A 9020-nucleotide genomic window follows, 5' to 3' on the forward strand; every position below is an offset into this window, starting at 1 on the left:
TGTATGGGCAGATATGGACGGCACCGCGGAAGGTTGGTCGGCCGAAAGGTCGCGGCAAGAGCGCACTGTGATGGACTGCGGGACAGTTCGGGACGTCTGTCCTGAAACGGTTGCGAGTGTTGACCAGTCGGGTTTCGGGCCCGCCGGTGCCGATCGAGCGACGTCCGCTGCGGGTGGTGGCTGGTTGTGACTACGGTTACCGGGGTGAGTGACGCTCGAGGTCCTAAACGCGATGGTGATCTGACCGATGAGCAGGCTGCTGTTCTGCTGCGTTCGTTCACCGAAACCATCACCGAGGCCGGGGATATTGCGCAGATGCTGTCGCGGTACGTCCAGGCCGGCGGGCGGGACTGGGAGACCTACGAACGGTTACTGGATCATTGGGCCCGCCAGGGGTTGAAGATGGTGTTCTCCGGGCGCGGCGCTCTGCGCCCGGAACTGGGAGCGTTGTCGGATCGACTGATCACGCAAGCCGCGGGCGACGCTGCTCCGGTCACCGGGATGCGTGAGCATCTGCACCGGAAGTTGGCCGCCGCGGTGCTGGCCATGGTGTGGTACGCGGGCGAGCATCACCTGATCGAGGCCGAAGACTGGCCCGAGGAGTTGGCCGCCATCGTCCTCGCCGCCGTGCGATCCGCGCCCGGGATCAACGAAGACGCGATGATGAAAAACCTGTAGACCCCGAGCCGAATGGCGCGGTCAGCCGACGCCCATGTCTTTGCGGGCCCGGTGCTGCTGGGCGTGGTACTCGCGGCCGTAGGCGACGGCGGCGGCGACGACGGTGGCGGCGGGTTTGTCGGCCCACCGGTCGATGGCCATGCGCGCGAGGGTGCCCGCGGGCAGCCGGTACGCCTTGATCGGGATGTTCAGGCTTCCGACCACCGACATCATCCGCATGACGCGAGTAGTGGCATTCGCCCGGCCGGGCAGCTCGGCGAGCACTTGCTCGCGGGCCTGGTCCAGGGTGTCGGCGTGATGCTGCTGGGCGTCGGTGAGCAGCTGGTCGAGCCGATCGGCGTAGGACGGCGGCAGATAGAAACTGACCACCGATCCGGCCGGGAACGTGCCCGCGCGGTTGGCGCGCTGCTGCTCGCGCATCCGGTCGGCGTAGCGGACCAGCTCGAGGTGGCCCGGCCGCGCCCTGTCCAGCAGATCGGTCACCGCGGCGGCAATGCAGTCGGAACTGCTGGCCAGCGGCCGTTGATTGGGTGTGTTCCATTGCGGATCGGTGAGGGTCAGCTGCTGGCGCCACGTATTCACCGTGCGGGCCTGCGCCGAGGTCAGGCGCCCGGTGGAGTAGTGGCACGACGCGGTTTCCTCACCGCCGCCGTCCTCGTCGTCGGGCTGCTCGTCGGTCTCCGCCTCCGGAATAGTTTCCATATGGGAACTATAACCGCGTGGGCGGGTCGATGGCCGGACCGGTGGCAGGTCGGGCCGGGGCGGCAATGCCAGGGCGTCCCAGACCATCCGGTCGAGCACGTCGTCGTCGCGGTTGCGGTAGCTCGCGTACAGCGTGGCGCGGAGATCCTCGGGTAGGGCCGCGGCGTAGGTCTCCATGCGGCGCCGCGTCAGCTTCACCACGACCTCGCCGCCAACCTCCAGTTCGATCCGGCCGCGCATGACGTCGTACCAGCCGTGTTCCCATTCCGGGCGCAGCATTTCGACCGCCGTGTGGATGGTTCCGCCGGCGTGGGAGTCGAACAGGTACTCCATGCCCCAGTGCGAGCCGAGCGCGTAGGCGATCTGCCCGCTGCCCATGGCCGCGAGCAGGAACCGCTGATCTTCGGTCAGGCCGTGCAAGGTTTCGATATGGGTAGCTTTCTCGGTGTTCAGGAGGTGTCGCGGGTCCGCATCGCTGCCGTAGAACATCACCGGCGAACGAAGAGCATCCATATGGATACTTTACCGGACCGTGCTCCGGATCTCGAGGGCGCGCTCACGAGGACCCGTCCCGACGATCTGCAGCGTCACCACCACGGACCAGGCGCAGCGTGGGACGGGGCAGCTCGATGCCGAAGCCGTCCGCGACGTCGCGGTCCAGCTGCAGTTGCTTCTGCTTGGCTCCGTCTCGGCAGGATTGCGGCATTCCAGCGCACGCCAGGAACTTGTCGCCGGTGGCGGGGTCGGTCAGGATCTCGACCAGTCTGCGCAGCTCGAGCCAACCGTCGAACCCGCCGTTTCTTCCGGGCACGTGGGGGCGGTAGTCGGTCTCGCACAGCGCGCAGATCGGGGCGGTCCAGCCGTGCTCGCTCAGCAGGGCATCCAGCGCGCGGTCTTGGTTCACCCGCGGTGTGGTGCACCACCCGCACATGCACCAGGCGCGGACCTTCCGTCCGACGGGGGTGAATCCTGCGGGAAGGCAGATGCGGCGAGGGTTGGTCTCGGTCATCGGGCCCACCGCTCGTGTGCGGCCTGGCGGCTCATGCCCGCGGCTTTGCCGATCGCGTCCCACGACGCCCCATCGGCGCGGGCCTGGCGCACGGCCTCGGTGAGCCGGGCCTGCGCGGCGGTGACCTCGGCGGCGGCCAGCTCGACCGGGTACGTGCCCCGGAAGGGCGCGATGTGCTGCTCCCAGGAGCGCATGATCAGGTCTTGGGCGTCCTCGCTGAGACCCCACGGGCCCGGGGCGTATACGCGCTGGTGGGCGGCGTCTTGCTCGGCCTCGGTCGTGACCCGCGTCCACTCCGGGCCGCTCCAGCACCGCCGGTATCGGGAATCGGAGCAGTCGGTGCAGATCGCACGGAAGGCGACCACCTCATCCCAGGAACGGGTTTGCCACTCACTGACATCGAGCTCCGTGCCATCGCCGCGCTCAGTCACGGTCGGCCCACCCGACCATCCCGACCCGTACCAACCATCGGCGAAGATGTGCACGACCACGCCCTCGTGCCGACCGTCCTCGGTGACCCGTCCCATGTCTCCCCTGCCTCTCAGATGCGATGATGTCAGGATTTCCTGACACGAACAAGAATACCTGCATAGCGAGCATAAAACTAACCATATGGATACTTTTATGCTGAAAAGTGGACCCCTCCCTGGGCGCCCCCGGAGACCCCCTGGCACCCCCGGGTGTGGGGTGGGTGGCCGGTTCCAGGGGGTGGATCGAGGTAGTTTCGCGCGTGGAGGCGGCATGTGCGGTCCAGTTGAGCGAAGACTGGCGTTAGTGCCGGTAACTCCCGTTCGGCCCGACGCTCGGCCGATTTCACCGCTCCAATCGCCTAACCTTCCTGAAGTCGAACAGCCTTTTTCGGTCACGAGAGGGATATGAAGCCATGGCAGAGCATGAGCTCGAGTTTCCGGCGACCACCGCGGGAGACCAGGCGTCCGAAATCAAGCTCAAGCAGCTCGCGGACGACCCGAATGTCTACGACCTTTGCATGATGGATCGCGGCAGTGAGGGCAACCTCATCACGTACAAGACCCGCGACTGACCGCCGGTAACGACACGTTAACTTGGCCTAGGCCCGTGGGGTCCAGATTCCCGAGATCCGGCGCTTGCCCGATGTGCAGCGCCTTGACCTGCTGATTTCCCTGGTAGCAGTCCATTTCTGCGAAAACTGGCGGTAGCGGGTTACCGCACATAGCTGCGGCCTATGCGCGATAGCCCCGTCTACGAACTGGACAAATGCTGCGGCGGGGTCGGGCCGACTCCGGAAACTATGTGCGGTAGGCCGGGCTTACCGCCAGATCCGGCGGAGTTGGACCCCACGGGCCGAGGCATGGGTGCAAAGGGTGTGCCATCGCATACCCCGAGGGGGTTATCAGGGGTAGGAACCGAATACGCCAGAAAGGGGCCGTGGACATGGTGTGTCCGTCGACAGTCGAGCACGGGCGAGCCCAGTCGAGCCCAGTCGAGCCCAGTCGAGCACGGGCGAGGTCTGTGCGGCATGAAGGCCCGCCCTGGTGGGTTACCGGTCATGTTCTGGGCGGGCCTGGCCATCACCGCGTGAAATGTGTGGATCACGGGGGATTCGCGCCGGGCGGATACACCCGGGGACCCGCCCGGCGCGAGTGAGGTTACCGGGCGGGCCCCTGGGCGTGTAGCCATCCTCTTGCGTTGTCACGAGTGACTGGAGCCGAGCCCGTGACGGCGGAGATTGTAATGGTCCTGCTCGTCCTGGTTGCTGAAACCGCCGGTTCGCGCGTGTCTCGGCGTGTCCTTCGGGGTGTGACGGGGTATCCGGCTGGCCCCACCCGGGGGGGTGGGCACCCGCCGCCCCCCCCGGAGGCCCCCTGCGGGGGATCCTGTTGCGTCACACGAGAATCACGACTTCGGCCCCGGTGCAGGGCCGGGGCCGAAGCGGTAGTGACGCGGGTTCTCTCGACCACGAGGATCGAGGCTCTGCCGAGGTTACCCCTGCTCACCTGGGTTTATGGGCATCCCCGCCCCGAGTGTGTCGTGGTCGGGGATCGGCACTTGACATGCCGGACCAAAGTGGCAGCCTCTCGGGTGAGACCGGGGTCTGAGCTTGCGCGTTCGGGCACTGGTCGAAACGCCGCAGGTTCGGTCGTGACGCCAGGGCTGAGCCTGCGGTGTCGTGTTCAGAGGTGATGGCCAGGCCCGCCCGAACCTCCGCGATCGCAAATCAGCGAGGGCGGGCTTTTGCGCGTATTCGGATCGCCTCTACTTCTTCTTCGACTTCTTCTTCGCTGGAGCCGCAACTCGAAAGGCGCCGGTGGTGGATCGGGTAGCCGAAGTGCCGGTCCGCGAGATTCGAGCAACAAGCTGTCGGGTCCGCACGGTGCGGGCTGGCGCTGGCTCGGCTGCCGTGGCGTACTGCTGGACCAGGCCGAGCAGGGCGGAGACCGGGACGGTGTCGGTGGTGGTCTTGCGGGCAGCAACGGCGTTCTCGATGGCCTCGCGCAGCCACGCCCCGGTGGAGACACCCTGCTCTTTCGCGAGCACCCGCGCCTGGTTCAACACCTCGACAGGAAGCCGGACGCTGTATCCGGCCAGGGCGGAGCTTTCGGCCGGCTCGTGCGAGGTGAGATCCGCCGCCGCGATCTCGTCGCTGGCGTCGTGAGTGTCGTAGTAGTCGCGGGCGGCGCGGGATTTGTCGTCGGTGCTGATGTTCATGGGGTGTTACCTGGCCTTCCGGTGATACTCACGCTGCTCGGCAGCGGTCATGTCGCGGGCCGTCGCGACATAGAGATGGCCGTCCATGGCATCGCAGAGAACGACGAACAGGTACCGGCCGGCATATGTCCGGCCGAGAAGGATCGTGGTCTCCCCGCGGCCGTCGTAGGTGTGGAACGGGCGCCGAGCTGCCTCGTGAACTTCTTCGGGTTCGACGTTGTGCCGCGCGATGTGCGCTTCGGACTCGTCGGTCCACAAGAACTCGAACACGAGCAATCGTATCACGAACGAAATACGAACCCTCTCCTCTGACCACCGATAAGGTTCACTTATCGGCGGCGAGAAAATCGAACATGTGTTCGAATTTTTTGGAGGGTTACGCGGACTTCGCCTCAACGGGAATGGGCGTCCGGAGGAGTGCCGACACCGACCCGATTCCGACACCCAGCTCGTCGGCGATCTCGCGATAGCTCGCGCCCTCGCTACGCATCTGCTGGGCCCGCCGGCGCTTCTCGATTGCTCGTGCTTCGTAGTCGGCCCGTGGCTCCGCGATGATCCGCTGGACCGTGCGTGTGGACGAACCGAACGTCTCGGCGAGCTCGCGGGCGGTCTTCGTACGCCGGACAGGGTTCCTTGCACCCATCGTCATCCCTCCAGGGCTGCGGCAATGAACGCGGCCTCATCGTACTTCGTTGCGCGCTTCCGATTTGCCTCTCGCCGCGCGTCGGTCATGATCCGGCCAGCTTTGCTTGCCCTCTGCTGCCGCTCGTCTACGCTCAGGCTCGCGGCGGTCGCCGCACCACCCCGACTGCCGCGGCGTGCCTGCTCCTCGCTGAACGTGCGCTTTATCCGCCGCCAGGTCCAGGCTGATACTGATCGAGCGAGGGCTTGAGCCTCGCCGGGCTCCATCGGGCCCTTCGTGTAGGCGGCCCCGATAATGTCGAGATTGCGGTCCCATGCGTAGTCGTCGACGACCTGGCGCCAGGAGTTCCAGTCGTCGTAGTCGCCGCGGCGACGGTAGGACCAGCGGCGGGTGAGCTCAAACAGATCGACATTCCGGCCGGTGCCACTGGACGCCAGCGCTTTTCGGCGTTCGGTGGTCGTGTGGTACTTCGGCAGCGCGCCAAGTGCGGCGATGGGCTCCCACAGGTCGCGCAGCTCGTAGAGCGCGTAGTCCGGTCCCCAGAGCGTCAGATGGTCATCGTGGGTCGGGTTCTTGGTGAAGCGGTGCGCGTAGGCGACATCACCGGCCAGGACGTTGTTCAGGCCCGCCTCGACGCGGGCGAGCAGGTGCACCGGATCTCGCCGCGCGGGGTCGGTGAGAATCACCGGCTTCTTGAGGGCATAGACGATGTGTCCGTCGCGGGTGTATGGATTCATGGCGACGTAGCTGGGCACCGGCAGTCCGCACAAGGCCGCGATCTCATCGGCCCGGCCGCCGTCGTGATCGGTGATGACGAGAGACGTCATCGCTTTCGGATTGCTCTCCACGTACGGCAGCGTGAGCGCCCGATCTCGGCTGGTGCGGTAGTACCCTCCGGACTTCGATCGGCTCGCGTACGGCCGTTGTGGCCGCCAGTGCTCCTCGAAAGGAAATGGGAGCGTCCATACGTCCGACTCCCAGTCCTCATCTGCCGTCATAGTCACGCAGTCTGCACCCGGACTCGGTCTCGTGGCGGCGGCTCGACAGCAGTTCCGCTTGCGCGGACCGTGGGGCCTCGCGTTGCTCGGCAGCCGGACGCTGCGTGAGCTGATCGAGGTGGCGCAGCGCAGTGCCGGTCGCACCGTGCCGCTCGGCCGGCTGACCTTCGAGGAGGCCGACGGCGAAGCGCGACTGCTGTTCCAGGACGCCGAGATCCCGCCGGGCATGCGGGCGTTCTTCGCCGAAATGACGCTGGCAGGGCTGCCCGCCTTCGATCGAGAACTGTACTCCGCCGGCGTCCCCGTCCGGCGGGTGAGTTTCCGGCACGCGGCACCGCGCAACATCAAGCGCTATCGCGAGATATTCGGCATCGTACCGATTTTCGGTGCGACGGTGAGCGGGGTGGTCTTCGACCGCGGCCTGCTCGATCAGCCGCTGCCACCGGCGAACGACGCCGCGCGCGACACCTGCGGGCAACTGTGCCGCGATCTGCTCGACCGGCGCCGCAGCCGCACCGGCGTCGCCGCCTCGGTGCGTGATCTGCTGGTGCGCAATCCGGGTGAGATCCCCGATCAGGCGACGGTGGCGCTCGGCCTGTACCTGAGTTCGCGCACACTGTCGCGGCGCTTGCACGAAGAGGGAACGTCGTTCCGAGCTCTGCTCGACGAAGTGCGGCAGACGATGTCGGAAGTGTTGCTGACGCATACCGATATGACCACCGAACAGGTGGCTGCCCGGCTCGGCTATGCCGAAGCGGCCTCCTTCATCCGCGCGTTTCGTCGCTGGCAGGGCTGCCCGCCGCAGACCTTCCGCTCCCGCGGCCTCGAGCCCTGTCGCGCATCCTGAGTCGATCTGAGCGACGCCGGCGGGCGGCGTGCGTGTCGGCCGTATGCTGCCGCGCCGAGTGTGGCCGCAGGCAGACCCTCGGCTACCGCGATTTCGTCTGCAGGCCCCGCCGATCCAGCACTGGGATCTCGCACCCGGAACGCTCCCGTACTATCGCGATCGGAGTTGGCCGGGCGGGGAGACGAAGGAGGACGGTGTGGACGTTCGCACCAACAACGAGAGACTGTGGTTACGGTTGGGCCAACGACTTGCGGACAATGGTCGGATCGCGACGGCGTCGCCGGACGACCTCGGGATCGTGCCATGAGCGTGCTGGAGCCGAGCGTCGGCGAGGCGCGGGCCGTGAGTGAGCGCAGCGAGCGAACGATGGACACAGCCGGGCTCTCGCTCGTGCCGGAGCCGAGCGTCAGCGAGGCGCAGGTATGAGCGACGACGGCAGCGACCTACGCTGCGCCGGGTGTGCGGCCGTCGGGATGGACAGCCGCCATTGCCCATCCTGCGACCGCGAACTCGGTTACCGCTACGTCGCGCTGCCCGCCCACGATCCGACCCCGTGCGCGCAGTGCGGTGGAACCCGATTCGACACTGACGAGCGATGCGCGCACTGTGGACGGCGCCGGCGGCTGCCGGATCGCTCCGCCGCCGATCTCGGCGCGGTCGCGGTACTCACCGATCGCGGAATCGTCCATGGGCGCAATGAGGATGCCGTCGCCGCGGGGGTGCTCGACAGTGCGATCACCGGATCATCGACGGCCGTCGTGATCGCGGTCAGCGACGGAGTCTCGACCTCGGCGCGGCCGCAGGTGGCCTCCGGTGCGGCAGTACGCGCCGGCGTCGGCGCCACCGCCGCCGCGCTCGCCGCCGGACAGCCCGCGACCGACGCCATCATGCGCGGTCTCGCCGCCGCGGCGCAGGCCGTGCGCGAGGTCGACGTTCCCGATGGTCCGGCTCCATCGTGCACCTACGTGTCCGCCATCGTGCTGTACAGCGGCGCCGATACCGAGATCACCGTCGCCAATGTCGGTGACAGCCGGGCGTATTGGCTGGCGGAGGCGGGTGACGAGGCTTCGCGGCGGTTGACCGTCGACGATTCCTGGGCGCAAGCCCTGGTCGATGCCGGCGCGCTGGACGAGCGCGCCGCGATGGCCGATCCGCGGGCCCACACGCTGATCCGCTGGCTGGGTGCGGACAGTCCGCCAGAACCCTGGGCGGACAATTGCGTGCGGACGATGCGTGCCACGGGGCCGGGCATGCTGCTGCTGTGCTCGGACGGGTTGTGGAACTATCTGCCCGCAGCGTCCGCCTTGTCCGACAAGGTGGCCGGAGCCGCTCCCGCGGCGGCGGCCAACGCGCTCGCCGAGTTCGCATTGGGTTGCGGCGGCGGTGACAACATCACTGTTGCGCTGGCTCCGGTGCCGTGGCGGGGCCGCCGGGATGACGACCGGTGACAGCCGC

12 protein-coding genes are annotated in these 9020 nt (G+C 67.3%); 5 read left to right on the forward strand and 7 right to left on the reverse strand.

The features are described 5' to 3' along the window. Positions 1-204: 204 nt before the first annotated feature. Positions 205-678, forward strand: a complete 474-nt coding sequence (locus tag IU459_RS29520) for a hypothetical protein (protein WP_195132870.1) — start codon at positions 205-207, stop codon at positions 676-678. Positions 679-699: 21 nt separating this feature from the next. On the opposite strand, the gene IU459_RS29525 is transcribed toward IU459_RS29520, so the two are convergent. Genes IU459_RS29525 through IU459_RS29535 form a run of 3 tightly spaced genes read right to left on the reverse strand, consistent with a single transcriptional unit; the run spans position 700 to position 2916 of the window. Beyond that, complete coding sequence (locus IU459_RS29525) at positions 700-1893, reverse strand: hypothetical protein (protein ID WP_195132871.1); 1194 nt, start codon at positions 1891-1893, stop codon at positions 700-702. A gap of 43 nt (positions 1894-1936) precedes the next feature. Next, positions 1937-2389, reverse strand: a complete 453-nt coding sequence (locus IU459_RS29530; RefSeq protein ID WP_195132872.1) for a hypothetical protein — start codon at positions 2387-2389, stop codon at positions 1937-1939. Continuing rightward, a complete protein-coding gene (locus IU459_RS29535) occupies positions 2386-2916 on the reverse strand; it encodes a hypothetical protein (RefSeq protein ID WP_195132873.1) in 531 nt (176 codons plus the stop codon). Before IU459_RS29535 ends, IU459_RS29530 begins: the two co-directional genes overlap by 4 nt. 356 nt (positions 2917-3272) lie before the next feature. Between IU459_RS29535 and IU459_RS29540 the strand changes: the two genes are divergently transcribed. Further along, positions 3273-3431, forward strand: a complete 159-nt coding sequence (locus IU459_RS29540; protein WP_195132874.1) for a hypothetical protein — start codon at positions 3273-3275, stop codon at positions 3429-3431. Positions 3432-4624: 1193 nt separating this feature from the next. On the opposite strand, the gene IU459_RS29545 is transcribed toward IU459_RS29540, so the two are convergent. The 4 genes from IU459_RS29545 to IU459_RS29560 all read right to left on the reverse strand — a co-directional run bounded on the left by IU459_RS29545 (position 4625) and on the right by IU459_RS29560 (position 6718). Next, a complete protein-coding gene (locus IU459_RS29545) occupies positions 4625-5077 on the reverse strand; it encodes a hypothetical protein (protein WP_195132875.1) in 453 nt (150 codons plus the stop codon). A 6-nt stretch (positions 5078-5083) separates the two neighbouring features. Then, positions 5084-5362: a hypothetical protein gene (locus tag IU459_RS29550; protein WP_228838703.1), complete on the reverse strand. Its 279-nt coding sequence runs from the start codon at positions 5360-5362 to the stop codon at positions 5084-5086. 91 nt (positions 5363-5453) lie between these two features. Beyond that, positions 5454-5720, reverse strand: coding sequence for a replication protein RepB (locus IU459_RS29555; RefSeq protein ID WP_195132876.1), 267 nt, complete (start codon positions 5718-5720; stop codon positions 5454-5456). Positions 5721-5722: 2 nt separating this feature from the next. Then, positions 5723-6718 (reverse strand): replication initiation protein, encoded by a 996-nt coding sequence (locus IU459_RS29560; RefSeq protein WP_195132877.1) that lies wholly within the window; start codon positions 6716-6718, stop codon positions 5723-5725. On the opposite strand from IU459_RS29560, the gene IU459_RS39830 reads away from it, so the two are divergent. The 3 genes from IU459_RS39830 (at position 6717) to IU459_RS29570 (ending at position 9013) form a co-directional block, all read left to right on the forward strand. Then, the gene (locus IU459_RS39830) at positions 6717-7565 is read left to right on the forward strand and encodes an AraC family transcriptional regulator (protein WP_324199082.1); all 849 of its coding nucleotides are present in this window, start codon (positions 6717-6719) and stop codon (positions 7563-7565) included. The two genes, IU459_RS29560 and IU459_RS39830, sit on opposite strands and share 2 nt — an antisense overlap. Positions 7566-7868: 303 nt before the next feature. Continuing rightward, positions 7869-7991 carry a hypothetical protein gene (locus tag IU459_RS39450; RefSeq protein ID WP_267469910.1) on the forward strand — a complete coding sequence of 41 codons (123 nt, stop codon included), beginning with the start codon at positions 7869-7871 and terminating at the stop codon, positions 7989-7991. Continuing rightward, positions 7988-9013: a PP2C family protein-serine/threonine phosphatase gene (locus tag IU459_RS29570; protein WP_228838705.1), complete on the forward strand. Its 1026-nt coding sequence runs from the start codon at positions 7988-7990 to the stop codon at positions 9011-9013. Before IU459_RS39450 ends, IU459_RS29570 begins: the two co-directional genes overlap by 4 nt. The last annotated feature ends 7 nt before the right edge of the window (positions 9014-9020 follow it).

The sequence above is a fragment of the Nocardia amamiensis genome, assembly GCF_015477605.1.
Classification (GTDB): domain Bacteria; phylum Actinomycetota; class Actinomycetes; order Mycobacteriales; family Mycobacteriaceae; genus Nocardia; species Nocardia amamiensis_A.

Coding starts and splice junctions, on each gene's coding strand:
- IU459_RS29525 (WP_195132871.1), bottom strand. CDS start 1,893: ATGGATGCTCTTCGTTCGCCGGTGATGTTCTACGGCAGCGATGCGGAC.
- IU459_RS29530 (WP_195132872.1), bottom strand. CDS start 2,389: ATGACCGAGACCAACCCTCGCCGCATCTGCCTTCCCGCAGGATTCACC.
- IU459_RS29535 (WP_195132873.1), bottom strand. CDS start 2,916: ATGGGACGGGTCACCGAGGACGGTCGGCACGAGGGCGTGGTCGTGCAC.
- IU459_RS29540 (WP_195132874.1), top strand. CDS start 3,273: ATGGCAGAGCATGAGCTCGAGTTTCCGGCGACCACCGCGGGAGACCAG.
- IU459_RS29545 (WP_195132875.1), bottom strand. CDS start 5,077: ATGAACATCAGCACCGACGACAAATCCCGCGCCGCCCGCGACTACTAC.
- IU459_RS29555 (WP_195132876.1), bottom strand. CDS start 5,720: ATGGGTGCAAGGAACCCTGTCCGGCGTACGAAGACCGCCCGCGAGCTC.
- IU459_RS29560 (WP_195132877.1), bottom strand. CDS start 6,718: ATGACGGCAGATGAGGACTGGGAGTCGGACGTATGGACGCTCCCATTT.
- IU459_RS39450 (WP_267469910.1), top strand. CDS start 7,869: ATGAGCGTGCTGGAGCCGAGCGTCGGCGAGGCGCGGGCCGTGAGTGAG.
- IU459_RS29570 (WP_228838705.1), top strand. CDS start 7,988: ATGAGCGACGACGGCAGCGACCTACGCTGCGCCGGGTGTGCGGCCGTC.